Origin of the sequence: Reyranella sp., assembly GCF_965229815.1 — a bacterium.
In the GTDB taxonomy this organism is placed as follows: Bacteria; Pseudomonadota; Alphaproteobacteria; order Reyranellales; family Reyranellaceae; genus Reyranella.
Genome location: NZ_CBDDJN010000006.1, coordinates 3,067,201 through 3,080,121, shown reverse-complemented (window position 1 = coordinate 3,080,121; position 12,921 = coordinate 3,067,201). Strand labels below are relative to the sequence as shown.

At 69.0% G+C, this 12,921-nt stretch carries 14 protein-coding genes; 9 read left to right on the top strand and 5 right to left on the bottom strand.

The genetic code is table 11. The annotated features are described in order from the left end of the window. Window positions 1-26 precede the first annotated feature (26 nt). From ACO073_RS26110 to ACO073_RS26090, 5 genes are all read left to right on the top strand, one after another. Window positions 27-752 (top strand): methyltransferase domain-containing protein, encoded by a 726-nt coding sequence (locus tag ACO073_RS26110; RefSeq protein WP_422001657.1) that lies wholly within the window; start codon window positions 27-29, stop codon window positions 750-752. After that, complete coding sequence (locus ACO073_RS26105) at window positions 749-2,458, top strand: transporter substrate-binding domain-containing protein (protein ID WP_422001655.1); 1,710 nt, start codon at window positions 749-751, stop codon at window positions 2,456-2,458. The genes ACO073_RS26110 and ACO073_RS26105 overlap by 4 nt, the downstream gene beginning before the upstream one ends. Continuing rightward, window positions 2,455-3,102 carry a hypothetical protein gene (locus ACO073_RS26100; RefSeq protein ID WP_422001653.1) on the top strand — a complete coding sequence of 216 codons (648 nt, stop codon included), beginning with the start codon at window positions 2,455-2,457 and terminating at the stop codon, window positions 3,100-3,102. Before ACO073_RS26105 ends, ACO073_RS26100 begins: the two co-directional genes overlap by 4 nt. A gap of 79 nt (window positions 3,103-3,181) precedes the next feature. Then, window positions 3,182-3,706 carry a superoxide dismutase family protein gene (locus ACO073_RS26095; protein WP_422001651.1) on the top strand — a complete coding sequence of 175 codons (525 nt, stop codon included), beginning with the start codon at window positions 3,182-3,184 and terminating at the stop codon, window positions 3,704-3,706. Next, window positions 3,703-4,269 (top strand): Spy/CpxP family protein refolding chaperone, encoded by a 567-nt coding sequence (locus tag ACO073_RS26090; RefSeq protein ID WP_422001649.1) that lies wholly within the window; start codon window positions 3,703-3,705, stop codon window positions 4,267-4,269. The genes ACO073_RS26095 and ACO073_RS26090 overlap by 4 nt, the downstream gene beginning before the upstream one ends. 24 nt (window positions 4,270-4,293) lie before the next feature. On the opposite strand, the gene ACO073_RS26085 is transcribed toward ACO073_RS26090, so the two are convergent. Beyond that, complete coding sequence (locus ACO073_RS26085; RefSeq protein WP_422001647.1) at window positions 4,294-5,799, bottom strand: tripartite tricarboxylate transporter permease; 1,506 nt, start codon at window positions 5,797-5,799, stop codon at window positions 4,294-4,296. Between the two features lie 226 nt (window positions 5,800-6,025). On the opposite strand from ACO073_RS26085, the gene ACO073_RS26080 reads away from it, so the two are divergent. Beyond that, the gene (locus ACO073_RS26080) at window positions 6,026-6,775 is read left to right on the top strand and encodes a hypothetical protein (protein ID WP_422001645.1); all 750 of its coding nucleotides are present in this window, start codon (window positions 6,026-6,028) and stop codon (window positions 6,773-6,775) included. A 6-nt stretch (window positions 6,776-6,781) separates the two neighbouring features. Here ACO073_RS26080 and ACO073_RS26075 read toward each other — a convergent pair whose 3' ends face one another. After that, on the bottom strand, window positions 6,782-6,919 hold the full coding sequence (locus ACO073_RS26075) for a hypothetical protein (protein ID WP_422001643.1): 138 nt from the start codon (window positions 6,917-6,919) through the stop codon (window positions 6,782-6,784). A gap of 234 nt (window positions 6,920-7,153) precedes the next feature. On the opposite strand from ACO073_RS26075, the gene ACO073_RS26070 reads away from it, so the two are divergent. After that, on the top strand, window positions 7,154-8,155 hold the full coding sequence (locus ACO073_RS26070; RefSeq protein ID WP_422001641.1) for an LLM class flavin-dependent oxidoreductase: 1,002 nt from the start codon (window positions 7,154-7,156) through the stop codon (window positions 8,153-8,155). 4 nt (window positions 8,156-8,159) lie between these two features. Here ACO073_RS26070 and ACO073_RS26065 read toward each other — a convergent pair whose 3' ends face one another. After that, the gene (locus ACO073_RS26065) at window positions 8,160-8,486 is read right to left on the bottom strand and encodes an NIPSNAP family protein (RefSeq protein WP_422001639.1); all 327 of its coding nucleotides are present in this window, start codon (window positions 8,484-8,486) and stop codon (window positions 8,160-8,162) included. Between the two features lie 173 nt (window positions 8,487-8,659). Between ACO073_RS26065 and ACO073_RS26060 the strand changes: the two genes are divergently transcribed. Then, window positions 8,660-9,121, top strand: coding sequence for a hypothetical protein (locus tag ACO073_RS26060; protein ID WP_422001637.1), 462 nt, complete (start codon window positions 8,660-8,662; stop codon window positions 9,119-9,121). Window positions 9,122-9,190: 69 nt separating this feature from the next. Then, window positions 9,191-11,140, top strand: a complete 1,950-nt coding sequence (locus ACO073_RS26055) for an AsmA family protein (protein ID WP_422001636.1) — start codon at window positions 9,191-9,193, stop codon at window positions 11,138-11,140. Between the two features lie 27 nt (window positions 11,141-11,167). Here ACO073_RS26055 and ACO073_RS26050 read toward each other — a convergent pair whose 3' ends face one another. Next, window positions 11,168-12,385, bottom strand: coding sequence for an MFS transporter (locus ACO073_RS26050; protein ID WP_422001634.1), 1,218 nt, complete (start codon window positions 12,383-12,385; stop codon window positions 11,168-11,170). Window positions 12,386-12,477: 92 nt separating this feature from the next. Further along, the gene (locus ACO073_RS26045) at window positions 12,478-12,915 is read right to left on the bottom strand and encodes a hypothetical protein (RefSeq protein ID WP_422001632.1); all 438 of its coding nucleotides are present in this window, start codon (window positions 12,913-12,915) and stop codon (window positions 12,478-12,480) included. Window positions 12,916-12,921: the final 6 nt, after the last annotated feature.

Below are 12,921 nucleotides of genomic sequence, written 5' to 3'. Positions count from 1 at the left end.
TGGGGGTGTGCCATGAGTAATTCGTCGTGAAGCCCAGACTGGTTCGCGAGCCGCTTCCGGAGGCCGTCGCCGAGACGCCGGCGGCGCTGCAGCCCAGCGAGTACACGGCGGCGCTGATCCAGGTCCTGCAGGCGCGGCGCGACTGCGTGCGCGGCGCCAGCGTTCTCGAGGTCGGGTCCGGCAGCGGCGTCGTGCTGGCCGCGCTCGGCGCGCTGGGTGCCGCCCAGCTCTGCGGCATCGACATCGAGGAAGACGCCGTCTCCTCCGGCATGCTGCTGCTCGCCGAGCTCGGCCATAGCGAGGCGGCCGAGTTCTATCTCGGCGACATGTGGCTGCCGGTGGCGGGCCGGCGCTTCGACATGGTGGTCGCCAACCTGCCGCATTTTCCCATGGAGCGGGCCGACGTTCCCGGCCGCCTGCCGACCTGGAGCGCCGGCGGCGCCAGCGGTCGCGCGCTGCTCGATCCCTTCCTCGAAGGCCTCGACGGTCATCTCGGCGAGGACGGCCGGGCCTTCATCACCCACAACGCGTTCGTCGGGCTGGAGCGCTCGCGCGTCGTGCTGGCGCGCAGCGGCCTCGAGATGCGCAGCGTCCTCAAGACCCTCGTCTACATCTCGCCGGAGAAGCGCGAACGGATGACCAATGCCGTGATGCGCATCGAGGACGGGTGCACGATCCACTGCTACGGACCGTACGCGTTCGGCGAGATGCACGTCGTCGAGATCGCGCGGGCAGGGCAGTCGCTACGATGATCGCGCGGGTTCGCGGAACCGGCGCGCCGGGCGCCGGCCTCGGGCGCTTCGTGCCCATCCTCGCCGCAACATGGGTGCTGCTCGCCATCCTTCTCGGAGCCGCGCCGGGCCGGGCCGAAAGTCCCGATGCAGCGCTGGCCGCCCTGCTGCGGCAGGCGCGGGCCGAGATACCCGACGACTGCGCCAAGCCGGACGTCGACCGCCTGGTCAAGATCCTGTGCGCCAAGAAGATCCGTGTCGGCATCCGCGATTACTATCCGCTGTTCGCCATGCGTCACGGCGACCGGCGCGAGGGCTACGAGGTGGACGTGGCGCTGGCCATCGCCCGGATGCTCGGCGTCGACGTCGATTTCATCCGCGTGAACGCGGCTTCCCGCATCCCGCTGCTCGCCGAGGACCGGATCGACCTCATCATCGCGACCATGGGCCACAACACCCAGCGCGACACGCAGGTGAAGTTCATCCGGCCGCACTACTACCGGTCGGAGACGGCGATGGTGGGGCCGCGCGACCTCAAGGTCGCCGGCATGAACGACCTGGCCGGACGCACGGTCTGCGTCACGATCGGCAACGGCTCGAACGCCCAGCTCGTCGCCCAGGGCGCGCGCCTGATGCTGTTCGACGAGGCGGGCGTCCTGCCCGACCGGTTGCGCGACCAGACCTGCCGGCTGGCGGCACAGGACGACAGCTTCTTCGCCAAGTATTTCACCGAGACGGATTTCGCGAAGCGCTTCGTGCAGAAATTCGGCTTCGCGCAGGTTCCGTGGGGCATGGCGGTGGCGCGCCAGGGGAGCGACGAGCTGGCGCGGGCGCTGGAGCTGATCAGCCAGGTCTTCCATCGCGACGGGCTGTTCATCGACATCGGCCGGCTGCACAGCATCGGCCTGGGCTTTCTCGAGGAGCAGCGGCAGGTCTGGCGCCAGGCGAAGTGCGACACCGCGGACGGCAGCCGCAACCCGGCCTGCATCCTGCCGCCGCTCGATGCGGCCCTGAAGGCGACCAGCTTCGCGCCCCAGGTCTCGGCCTTCCAGGCCTGGGTGAGCCGGACCACGGGGGTCGACCTGACGCTGCCGATGTTCAAGCTCGCCCCTGCCTGGTCGGTGTTCAAGGACGGCGTCGCCTATTCGCTGATCCTGATCGGTGGCGCGCTGGCTGCCACCGTGCTCGTGGCGCTGGCCATGGGCGCGGCGATGGGCTCGCGATTCGCACCGCTGCGGTGGTCGGCCCGCCTGCTCACGGTGACGCTGCAATCCTCGCCGATCGTGCTCACCCTCGTGATCGCCGCCGCCGTGGCGCACGGCCTGTTCGCCTATTCGGCGGCGGTGGCGCTCGGTGCGGCGATCGTGGCGCTCGGCCTGGCCAACGGCGCCAATGCCGGCCAGGCGATCTCCGAAGCGATGTGGAGCCTGAGGCGCGAGAATGCCGGTGGCCCCGCCCTCTTCGGCCGCGCGCTCGGACGCTCCGCGACGCAGATCGTCGCCTTCCTGATCAACGCGGCGAAGGGCACGCCGATCGCGAGCTTCATCGGGGCGCCGGAGCTTCTGAGCGCGCTTACGGACATCACGTCCTTCTCGAGCGGCCGGGCCACCACCTACACGCTGCTGCTGGTGTTCTACACGCTGGTGGTCATGGTGGTCGTGCTCATCTGCGGCCGCATCCAGCGCTATCTCGAACGACGGTCGCTCGCCGGGACGGTGCCGGCATGACGTCGCTCCTGGAACGCCTGTCCGGCGACTTCCTGCCGACCTTCCTGGCCGGCATGGCGGTCAACTTCGAGATCGCCTCGATCGCGATTGCGCTCGGCCTGGCGCTCGGCCTCGTGCTTGCCCTCGGCCGGCTCGCCGGCGGCGTGGCGGGCGGGATCGCCGACGCGGCGGTGGCGCTGATGCGCGCGGCGCCGACATTCGTGGTCATGTTCTTCCTGCTGAACGCCGTGCCGCGCGACGCCAGCCTGTTCGGGGTGCCGATCGCGCTCTCCGGGATCATGACGGTGGCGCTGTCGCTGCTTCCCTATTCGGCGGCCTACGTGTCAGACGCGGGCGTCGATGCGCTGCGCCATCTGCGCGGGGGGTCGACCCAGGGTGCCCTCCTGTTCCTGCCCAACGTCACCCGGGCCTTCTTCGTGCTCGTGATGTCGTCGAGCGCTGCGGCGGCGATCGGCGTGACCGAGGGGATCACGGTGATCCTGCGCCACGCCGAGCAGCTGCCGACGCTCGGCGACCGGCTGGTCCTGTTCGCAATCGGCATCGTGCTGTTCGGCATCCCGCTGCAGGTCGCCTTCATGCTGATCGGGCTGGTCCAGCGCCGTCTCGGCCGCGCCGCCGAGGTCACCGACGAGGCAAGCGCGTGATCGGTGCGGCGGGAACCTTGGCGTTCGTCCCGCGTCCTGACACCATGCCGCTCCCTGTAGCGGAGGATCGGAGGCAGTCATGCGTATCGGTCGGTCTATTGGTCTGGGTCTGGCGGCGGTAGCAGTTTGCCTGACGCCCCTCGGCGTCGGGGCGCAGCAGACCGCCAAGGCGGTCCTCAAGGACGCGAGCGGCAAGGATGTGGGACAGGCGCAGTTCCTCCAGACGCCGCACGGGGTGCTCATCCGGCTGTCGCTCAAGGGCGCCCCGCCCGGCGAGCATGCCTTTCACGTGCACGCCGTCGGCAAGTGCGAGCCGCCCTTCACCAGCGCCGGCCCGCATTTCAATCCGGCCGGGCACAAGCACGGCATGGAAGCGAAGGAAGGGGCGCACGCCGGCGACATGCCGAATCTCCACATCCCGGCCAGCGGCGAGCTCACGATCGAGGTCGCCAATCCCATGATCTCGCTGGTCAAGGGCCAGGCCAACTCGGTCCTGGACGGCGACGGCTCGGCGCTGGTGATCCATGCCGGTGCCGACGACTACAAGTCAGATCCCGCGGGCAATGCCGGCGACCGCATCATCTGCGGCGTCGTCGTCCCATGACGCGGCGCACGACGGCGCGCGCCGCGAGCCTGGCCTTGGTGGGCGTCCTCACGCTGCCGCTTCCTGCCGGCGCCCAGCACCATGGCGCACCGTCGCAGCCTTACGGTGGCTTCCAGGGTCGCGAGATCAAGGCGCTGTCCGAAAAGGAGATCGACGATCTAAAGGCTGGGAGCGGCATGGGCCTCGCGCTGGCGGCGGAGCTCAACGGCTATCCGGGACCGGCTCACGTCCTCGAGCTTGCCGAGCCGCTGGCCCTGAGCAGCGGTCAACGGCAGCGCATGGCCGAGCTCTTCGAGGCGATGAAGCACGAGACCATGGCGCTCGGCGACCGGCTGATCGCCGCGGAAGCCGCGCTCGACCGGCAATTTGCCGGCCACGCGGTCACCAAGGCCACTCTCGACGAAGCGGTCCGGTCGGCGGCTGTGCTCCAGGGGGAACTGCGGGCGGCACACCTGCGCTACCATCTGGTCACCGTCGAGGTGCTGACGCCGGAGCAGGTCGCCCGGTATGCCGCGCTGCGCGGCTACGGCACCGCCACGCCGGCGCCTCACCGCCATCCCTGAGGATGGCAGGGGCAGTCGCCGCCGTCAGCCTTCTTCCTGGAAGGCCTCCTCGCGAGCCTTCTTGATGCTGGGAAGGCCCATCAGGATCAGCAGCAGCGCGGTGGTGATCAGCAGCCCCAGGCTGATCGGCCGCTCGATGAACACCGACGGGTCACCGCGCGACAGCAGCATGGCGCGCCGGAAGTACTCTTCCATCTGCGGACCGAGCACCAGCCCCAGCAGGAACGGCGCGCCCTCGCAGCCCAGGCGCACGAAGACGTAGCCCAGCACGCCGAAGGCGGCGACCTGCATGACGTGGAAGGTGCTGTTCTGCAGGCTGTAGGCGCCGATGCAGCAGAACAGCAGGATGGCCGGGGCCAGGAAGCGGTAGGGCACCGTCAGCAGCTTCACCCACATGCCGATCATCGGCAGGTTGATGACGACCAGCATGAGGTTGCCGATCCACATCGACACGATCATTCCCCAGAACAGGTCCGGCTTCTTGGTCATGACCTCGGGGCCGGGCTGGATGCCCTGGATGATCATGGCGCCGACCATCAGCGCCATCACGGCGTTCGACGGGATGCCGAGGGTGAGCATCGGGATGAAGGAAGTCTGGGCGGCGGCATTGTTGGCCGCCTCGGGAGCTGCCACGCCTTCCACCGCGCCCTTGCCGAATTCGCCGGGGTTCTTGGAGATCCGCTTCTCGAGCGTGTAGGACGAGAAGGCGCCGAGCGTGGGGCCGCCACCCGGCAGCACGCCGAGCAGCGAGCCCAGCGTGGTGCCGCGGATGACCGCCGGTATCGCGCGGCGGATTTCCTCGCGGGTCGGCCACAGGGATCCGACGCTGATCGCGCCGCCGCGTCTTTCGAGATGCTTCTCGAGGTTGACCACGATCTCGGCGATGCCGAACAGGCCCATGGCGATCGGCGCGAAGTCGATGCCGTCGCTGAGCTCGGCGATGTCGAAGGTGAAGCGCTGCGCGCCGGTGTTGACGTCGGTGCCGACCAGGCCGAACAGCAGGCCGAGGAACACCATCGCGATCGCCTTGATCACCGAGCCGCTGGCCAGCACGACGGCGGCGACCAGGCCCAGCGCCATCAGCGAGCAGTAGTCGGCCGGGCCGAACTTCTGCGCCATGCGGGTGAGGGGTTCGGCGAAGATGACGATGATGATCGTGCCGATCGTGCCGGCGAAGAACGAGCCCAGGGCCGAGATCGACAGGGCGGCGCCGGCGCGTCCCCGCCGCGCCATCTGGTAGCCGTCGAGGCAGGTCACCACCGACGAGGCCTCACCCGGCAGGTTGACCAGGATCGAGGTCGTCGAGCCGCCATACTGGGCGCCGTAGTAGATGCCGGCCAGCATGATCAGCGAGGCGGTCGGCGGCAGATGGAAGGTGATCGGCAGCAGCATGGCGATGGTCGCCACCGGCCCGATGCCGGGCAGGACGCCGATCAGCGTTCCGACCATGCAGCCGACGAGGGCGTAGAGCAGGTTCTGGAAGGTGAACGCCACCTCCAGCCCCAGGACCAGATTGTGCAGCAGGTCCATCCAAACCCTCCCCCAGACCGATCGCATTGCGACCGAAGCCCGAAGGCCGGCCGGATCGTCGGACCCTAATGGGCGGGGCTTACGTCGGGCTTACGGGGGCGAGGCGCGTGAACCGCCTTGCCCGCGGAGCGAACGGTGCGGGCCTCTGTCCGCCCATTGCGATCGGCACATTGAGGGTCGCCGGAGGGCCGGGTACAGAAGAGGCGGCCTCCACCGAAAGGTTCCCGTGACTCCCATCGTCGTGGCCGCGTCGGCCTTTCTCCTGATCTCGACCGGCATCCTCATCGGCTCCCTCATCCGGTCGAGGCTGCCGGAGCACCACGTGACGGGAGATTCGAAGGATACGATCAAGCTCGCAACGGCCCTGGTCGGGACCCTTTCGGCGCTGGTGCTGGCGCTGATGTTCGCGGCGACCCGGTCGTCCTTCGAGACCACCAGCGCTGCGGTCAGCCGCCTGGCCGCGGACCTCACCGAGCTCGACGAGGTGCTGGAGGACTATGGACCGCAGGCGCGCCCGATCCGCCAGCAGTTGCGAGCCGACATCGATCCGCTGATTCGATCCATCTGGTATCCGGAGGGCGGCGGCGAGCGGCGGGCTGCGGGAAGCGGCCGCGTCGGCGCCCGGGCGCTCACGATGATCCGCCACCTGCAGCCGTCCGACGCGACCCAGTCCTCCGTGCATGCGCGGGCCCTGCAGCTCGTCAACGACATCTCCCAGGCCCGCCTGTCGCTGTTTGCGCGACCGCCCGATTCGGTATCGGGCCCCTTCATGGTCGTGCTGGTGATCTGGCTGGTGTTCCTGTTCTCGACCTTCTCGATGATCACCCCGCCCAATCCGACGCTGGCCGTCGTGCTCGGCATCTCCATTTTGTCGGCATCGGCGGCGCTCTATCTCATTCTCGAGCTCGGCCTCCCGTTCAACGGCCTGATGCAGGTCTCGGACGCGAGCCTGCGCGCCGCCCTGCCGCCGCTCTGACGTGCCTCACCGCTCCGTGCGGGGAGTCGCGTCCGAATCGGCGACCCGGGCGCGCGCCTCGAGATCCTGGGCATAGTCGAGCAGGCGCTGTGCGTCCGCGGCCGCGAGTCCCGTCGCCAGCCGGCGGGCGCGGGCGGCCTCCACCCGATACTCCTCTGCCGTCTGCCGCCTCGTGTCCTGTCGGGTCGTATCTTGCGATGTCTCGACCATGGCGATCGCCGGTGTCCTTCAACGTCAGGATGTGAAGGGCAACGCCGGCCGCAGCGAGAGGATCACGCCGGCGCCCGCCAATTTTATCGGCAACCTCGGGCCCGCGAGTCCCTTGATCGGACGGCTCAACGCGCCACACTCGCTGCCGGCCGGCAGAGGGAGGCGCAAATGAAGCTCGGGCTCTACATGGCGACGCAGTGGCGACAGGGCGCGGATCTCGGGCCCGAGTTCGCCAACCTCGCCGAGCAGGTGAGGACGGCGCGTGCGAGCGGGCTGGTCTCGCTGATGGTCGGCCAGCATTTCGTGTCGAGCCCGCTGCAGATGTTCCAGGCCATGCCGCTGCTGGCCCGGCTCGCCGCCGAGGCGGAGGGCATGCGACTGGGGCCGGGCCTGCTGCTGCTGCCGCTGCTCAACCCGGTGATCGTGGCCGAGGAAACGGCGACGCTCGACTGGCTGACCGACGGCAATGCCATCATCGGGCTGGGCCTGGGCTACCGCCCGGAGGAGTTCGCCTCGATCGGCGTGCCGATCAAGGAACGGGTCGCGCGCTTCGTCGAAGGCGTCGAGGTGATCCGCAAGCTGTGGCGCGACGATGTGGTCGAGCACCGCGGCCGGTTCCACACGCTCGACAAGGTGCAGGCGAGCGTCCGGCCGAAGCAGGCCGGTGGGCCGCCGATCTGGATGGCCGGCGATTCAGAAATCCCGGTCCGGCGCGCCGCGCGCCTGGCCGATGCCTGGATGCCCTCGCCGATGGTGAGCGAGGAGGGCGTGCGGCGGCTCGGTGAGCAGTTCCGCGAAGAGCGGGCGGCGGCCGGCCTGCCGGCCGCCCGCGAGTTCCCGATCATCCGCGAATGCCATGTGGGCAGCGGCGTCGGCAATGCGCTCGACGAGGTGCGCGAGCCGCTGTCGTTCAAGTACGAGGCCTATGCGAGCTGGGGCGAGGCGACGGGGTTCGTGCCGGCCGACAGGATCCGCGGCGACTTCGACCGCTTCGCCGCCGGTCGCTTCGTCATCGGCTCGCCGGCGGAGGTGGTCGACCAGATCGGGCGCTACGGCGAGCGCACGGGCACGGACCACATGCTGCTACGCGTGCAATGGCCGGGGCTCGGGCAGAAGACGGTGCTGCAGACCCTCGAGCGGCTCGGCAGGGTCGTCGAGCAGCTGGCGTAATGGTCTACGGGTGAGGTCCCCACGGGGCGGCGTGCAGGAGCTTGACTTCCTGCGTCATGACGAGAGGCCTGAACTTCGAGGCGAAGCCTTCGGTGAAGTCCTTGTTGGCGAACACCGCGGCCCAGTGCGCGCGCCGTCCGGCATCGTCGTCGAACTTCCACATGTGCACGATCTGGTTGATGGTGCCGGTGTCGCCCTGGAAGTAGCCCACGAGATGCTTGTCGTGGCCGCCCTTCCTGAGCGCGGGAAAGCCGAGTTCCTGGTAGAGCTTGACGGCCTCGGCCATCTTGCCGACGTAGAGCGTGTAGGTCCTGAGCTCGTAGAGAGCCATGGCTGCTTCCTCCTTGCTGTTGCCGGCGAGGCTAGAGGTGTTTGCCTCCGTCTTCCATTGAATCGGCCAGGCGGACGCGCCCGACGGCCGAGTTATCCAGATTTGCGTTTCGCATGACATCGCTAGGATGGGTGTGGGGGATCACGTGCGAGCGTTGCCAGGAGCCCGCGCCAATGTCCCGTCGTTTCCGTCTCGCCGCCGCTGCCGTTTTTGTCGGGGGGATCGTCCTCACGGTCGCCGGCGGCTGCGCGAGCGCCTGGACGTGGATGACCGACGACGCCCATCCCGCGTTCCGCTATGTCCTGCCGGCCCTGACGGCGTGGCTGGCTCTTGCCCTGTTGCGGCTCGCATGGGACCTGCGGCGGGCCGGTCGCGACCCGCTCGAGGACTGGGCCGATCCGCTGGCGTCGCTGCGCGGCGCGCCGCGCCAGGCCTGCGACGAGGTCGTGCGAAACCTGTGGCCTGACGCCGAGGCCTGCCAGCGCATCGAGTTGCCGCCGGAGGCGGTCGATCGAGCCCTGCTTCGCCGCCGGCGCCTGGCCTGGCGGATCCTCCAGCCCGGCGGCGCGCAACGCATCGTCGTCGCTCCGGCGCGGCCGGGGCTGCGGGCCCTGCGGCGGGGGCGACCGGGCTGACCGGTCCCGGGATCAGCAGCCGACCGCTCGGACGGGGGAACCGGCAGGCGGCGTGAACGTTTAGCCGCGATGACACCGTTCCCGTGGCGCCGCATCGGCAAGATCGTTGGCTGGACGGCCGGCGTTCTGGTCGCCCTGTTCGTGCTCGCGGTGGGCGGACTCTACCTCTATCTCACGTCCGACACTTTCCGCGACGAGGCCGCGGCACGGGCGAGCGGCGTGCTCGGCCGCAAGACGACCATTGCGCATATCGACATCGACTGGGGCTGGACCACCGATGTTCGACTGTCCGGTGTTGAGTTGGCCAATGCGAAATGGGCAAAAGAGCCGCACATGCTCAAGGTTGAGCAGCTCGACTTCGCCATCCGGCTCTGGCCGCTCCTGGCCGGCGACATCGTGCTGCCGCGACTGGTGCTGCGAAAGCCGGAGATCGTCGTCGAGGTGGGCGAGAACGACCAGATCAACTGGGCGCTGGGCGAAGCTCCTCCTGCAGCGGCCGCGACCAAGGAGATCGTCGCACCCGACAACCGCTTCGAGACGCCGCTGGTCGGCCATCTTCGGATCACCGATGGCAAGCTCAGCTACCGAGACCCGCACCGCAAGCTCGACCTCGACGGCACGGTCTCGACCGCGACGGGCGAGGCCGGAGACCAGCCGAAGGCGGAACTGAAGCTCAAGGGCAAGCTCGAAGGGCAGCCTCTGGCGGTGAACTTCGTCGGCGGCTCGATCCTGATGCTGCGCGACACCGACCAGCCCTATCCGCTCGATCTTGACGTGACCTTCGGCGCCACCAAGCTCAAGGCGAAAGGCACGGTCCAGGATCCCTTCCAGTGGACCGGCGCCGATGTCGAGCTCCAGATGTCGGGCAACAATCTCGCCGACATCTACCCGCTCCTCGGCATCCCGGGCCCACCGACGCCGCCCTATCGCATCGCCGGCAAGTTGCTGCGCGAATCGGGGGTCTGGAAGTTCGCGCAGAGCCGCTGGCACGTCGGGGACAGCGATCTCACCGGCGAGGTCCTGGTCGACGAGCGCCGCAAGCCGGCGCTGCTGACCGCGAAGCTCGTGTCCCAGAAGCTGGTCTTTGCCGACCTTGCGCCGCTGATCGGCGCGCCGCCGGACAAGCCCGGCGGCACGGTCTCGCCGCAGCAGCGCCGGACGCAGCAGCAGCTGGAGGCCTCGGGCGATCTCTTTCCCAACGTCCCGCTCAAGGTGGAGCGCCTCAGGGCCATGAACATGGACGTGACGCTCGACGCCAAGCGGGTGATCGCGCCGCCCTGGCTGCCGGTCCAGGCCCTGTCCTTCCGGGTCCTGGTGCAGAATGGCGTGCTGACGGCCAAGCCCCTGACGATGGTGCTGCTGGGGGACGGCCAGGGCGGCGCCGGTACGATCGCGGGCGAGCTGGTGATCGATGCCCGCACCGATACGCCGAAGGTCCGCACCAATCTCGCGCTGAAGGACATCGAGCTGCGCAACTTCTTCCGCAACTCGCGGTATTTCGACACGACCTACGGCAAGGTTCAGGGGCGGCTCGCCCTGGCGGGCGTCGGCCGCTCGCTGGCACAGGTCATGGGCACGGCCGACGGCCACTTCTCGGTGGCGCTCGGTGGCGGCTCGGTGTCGAGCCTGATGGTGAGCCTGGCCGGCCTGCAGATCTTCGACGCGCTGATCCTCTACGTCACGGGCGACCATCGCATTCCGATCAAGTGCGCGGTCGGACGGCTGAACTTCCATCGCGGCACGGTCACTTTCGACCGCACGCTGCTCGATACGGAAAAGTCGGTGCTGCATGTCCAGGGATCGGCCTCGCTGATCTCCCAGGCGATCAAGGCCGAGGTCGACGCCGAGGCCAAGCAGTTCGACCTGCTCGACCTGCACGGCGCGGTCATCGTGCAGGGCAAGCTGCGACAGCCGCAGTTTGCGCTGGGCCGCGTCTTCCCGATCCCGACGCCGGTGATCGGCACGGCCAAGGACGTGGCGTGCGGGCAGGTCACGCAGCAGCTCCTGTCGGCCCAGTAGCACGGCGTCTCGCCGGGCGGTGCCGGCTCAGGCAGGCTGCGCCACCGCGCGTCGCGACGAGGGCAGGGGCGGGAAGGCCAGCGCGATCGCCGCGGCCCCGAGGCCGATGCCGAAAGAGGCGATGTACAGCCATCCGTAGCTGCCGGTCGCATCGAAAATCCAGCCGCCGACGGCCGGGCCGAGCGCCATGCCGAGACTGGAGAACACGGTCGAGGCGCCGAACACTGTGCCCATGATGCGCATCGGAAAATACTCGCGGGCGATGACGGCGTAGAGCGGCATCACGCCGCCATAGATCAGGCCGAATATCGCGGCCACGGCATAGAACTCGCCGAGCTGCCGCACGAAGAAATAGGCGCCGGCGCCCAGCGCCTGGGCGAACAGGCCAATCACCAGTACGCGCTTGGCGCCGAAGCGGTCGCCGGCAAGGCCGAAAAGGATGCGGCCGCCCAGGCCCGCCAGCCCCTCGACGCTGTAGATCGTGACCGCCGCCATCATCGGCAGGCCGCAGGCGATGGCGTAGCTCACCGTGTGGAAGATCGGCCCGGAATGGGTGGCGCAGCAGCAGAAATAGGTGAGGGAGAGCACGATGAACTGCGGCGAGCGCAGGGCCTGGCCGGCCGTCATCGCGGGATCCGCGGCGCCGGGCAGCGGCATCGCGGGCACTGCCGCGGCGGACGCAGCCGGCGGCCGGCGCACCAGCAGGGCCGTCGGAACGAGCAACGTCCAGGCCAGCACGGCGATGGCGAGCTGGGCGGTGCGCCAGTCGTAGGTCGTGATCAGCCAGCTCGCGAAGGGCGAGACGGTCATGGGAGCCATGCCCATGCCGGCCGAGACCAGGGAGACGGCGAGGCTGCGGTGACGGTCGAACCAGCCGGTGACGTTCGCCATCGTCGGCGCGAAGACCGCGCCGGCGGCGCCTCCCACCATGATGCCGTAGATCAGCTGGAACTCCAGCAGGGAGGCCGCGCGGCTGGCGAGGGCGAGGCCGAGGCCCAGCAGCAGCCCGCCGGCCAGCAGGACCGGGCGCGGCCCAAAGCGGTCGCTGAGGGCGCCCCATGCGAACGACGCGAAGCCCATGGTGATGAAGACGATGGTCATGGCGGTGGAGATGCCGGTGCGCGACCAGCCGCTCGCCTCCGCCATCGGCTGAAGGAACACCGCCAGGGAGAATACCGCGCCGATGGCGACGCAGCCCATCAGCCCGCCCGCGGCCACCACGACCCAACCGTAATAGACCTTCATCCCCTGCCTCTCGGTTCAGGGGCGAATACTTAACCGATTGGTTTAGTCACATCAAGGCCGCGTGACGCCCGCGTTTCGCGCCGGCCCGTTCGTCAGACCCAGCTCAGGAAGATGCCGATGTCGCCCGGCATGCCGCCGGGATAGTTGAGGGTCTCGAAGCGGATGTGGTAGCCGCGTGGCTGGAGCTGGCGCTTCCAGAACTCGTAGATCTCCTTCGGCACGCCCGTCAGCGTCTTCTCCCAGCCGGCCTCGGCCTGGTTGATCGCGCGGCCGTTGTCGGTGCAGATCGAATGGGGAAAGCGGAAGACCTGGACCGAGGTCTGGCCGTTCTCGACGGCGCGATTGACGATCGCGGCCGCCTTCTCGACGATCTCGTCGTCGCTCAACCCGGACGGGCGCGTGAGCCGCTCCATCATCTCGTGCTTCTCGCGCTCCGCGGCCTCGTGCGCCTTCAGCGCCGCGCTCGCCTTGGCGGCCTCGGCCAGGGCGATCTTCTGCTGCAGTTCCTTCGCCGTGAGAATGTTGGTCATCGTTCT

Excerpts from the sequence above, each read along its gene's own strand:
- ACO073_RS26105 (WP_422001655.1), top strand. The coding sequence starts at position 749 with ATGATCGCGCGGGTTCGCGGAACCGGCGCGCCGGGCGCCGGCCTCGGG.
- ACO073_RS26100 (WP_422001653.1), top strand. The coding sequence starts at position 2,455 with ATGACGTCGCTCCTGGAACGCCTGTCCGGCGACTTCCTGCCGACCTTC.
- ACO073_RS26095 (WP_422001651.1), top strand. The coding sequence starts at position 3,182 with ATGCGTATCGGTCGGTCTATTGGTCTGGGTCTGGCGGCGGTAGCAGTT.
- ACO073_RS26090 (WP_422001649.1), top strand. The coding sequence starts at position 3,703 with ATGACGCGGCGCACGACGGCGCGCGCCGCGAGCCTGGCCTTGGTGGGC.
- ACO073_RS26085 (WP_422001647.1), bottom strand. The coding sequence starts at position 5,799 with ATGGACCTGCTGCACAATCTGGTCCTGGGGCTGGAGGTGGCGTTCACC.
- ACO073_RS26070 (WP_422001641.1), top strand. The coding sequence starts at position 7,154 with ATGAAGCTCGGGCTCTACATGGCGACGCAGTGGCGACAGGGCGCGGAT.
- ACO073_RS26065 (WP_422001639.1), bottom strand. The coding sequence starts at position 8,486 with ATGGCTCTCTACGAGCTCAGGACCTACACGCTCTACGTCGGCAAGATG.
- ACO073_RS26060 (WP_422001637.1), top strand. The coding sequence starts at position 8,660 with ATGTCCCGTCGTTTCCGTCTCGCCGCCGCTGCCGTTTTTGTCGGGGGG.
- ACO073_RS26055 (WP_422001636.1), top strand. The coding sequence starts at position 9,191 with ATGACACCGTTCCCGTGGCGCCGCATCGGCAAGATCGTTGGCTGGACG.
- ACO073_RS26050 (WP_422001634.1), bottom strand. The coding sequence starts at position 12,385 with ATGAAGGTCTATTACGGTTGGGTCGTGGTGGCCGCGGGCGGGCTGATG.
- ACO073_RS26045 (WP_422001632.1), bottom strand. The coding sequence starts at position 12,915 with ATGACCAACATTCTCACGGCGAAGGAACTGCAGCAGAAGATCGCCCTG.